Origin of the sequence: Salipiger sp. HF18 (assembly GCF_011806505.1) — a bacterium.
In the GTDB taxonomy this organism is placed as follows: Bacteria; Pseudomonadota; Alphaproteobacteria; order Rhodobacterales; family Rhodobacteraceae; genus Salipiger; species Salipiger thiooxidans.
In genome coordinates, this window is record NZ_JAATOS010000888.1 from 1 (window position 1) to 865 (window position 865).

The 865-nt window shown below is 70.1% G+C and carries 1 protein-coding gene; it reads left to right on the forward strand.

The genetic code is table 11. The features are described 5' to 3' along the window. On the forward strand, positions 1-865 hold an 865-nt coding region (locus HC022_RS27770; RefSeq protein WP_175583770.1), incomplete at both ends, for a sodium:proton antiporter.

Consider the following 865-nt stretch of genomic DNA (forward strand, 5'->3'; position numbering starts at 1 on the left):
TGCTCGATCCCTCGCGCGAGTTCGGCGACCTGATGCAGCCGATGCTGGCCATTGCCGTGGCGATCATCCTCTTCGAGGGCGGGCTCACGCTCAACTTCCAGTCGCTGAGCGACGCGGCCACCGGTGTCCGGCGGCTGGTGCTGATCGGCGGGCCGCTCGGCTGGCTCGCCTCGAGCGCCGCGCTGCACTGGGCGGCGGGGCTGTCGTGGGAAAGCTCCGCGGTGTTCGGCGGCATCATGATCGTCACCGGTCCCACGGTGATCGCACCGCTGCTGCGGCAGGCGCGGCTGAAGCGGCGCCCGGCCGCGCTGCTGCAATGGGCGGCCATCGTCAACGACCCGTTCGGCGCACTGGCGGCGGTGCTGGCCTTCGAGGTGGTCGTGGTGCTGCGCGACGCCACCTCGGTGGGCGCGGCGATCACCGACATGGTGGTCGGCATCGCGATGGCGGTGGCGCTTGGCGCGGCAGGCGGCTGGGGGCTCGCCCGGGCCTTCCGCAACGCTCTGGTGCCGGAATACATGAAGGTCCCGGTGCTCTTCGTGCTGCTGCTGGCGGTCTTCGCCGTGTCGGATTCGATCCTGCACGAGAGCGGGTTGCTCGCGGTCACCGTCATGGGGCTCTGGATCGCCAACGCCGACCTGCCGAGCTACGCCGAACTCCGCCGCTTCAAGGAGCACGCCACGATCCTGCTGGTCTCGGGGGTGTTCATCCTGCTGGCGGCGAACATGGACCGGTCGACGCTGCTCGCCATGGACTGGACCACGCTGCTTTTCGTGGTCTCGGTGATCCTGATCGCCCGGCCGCTGCCGGTGCTGGTGGCGCTGGCCTTCTCGAACATCCCGTGGCGCGAGCGGCTGCTGGTCGC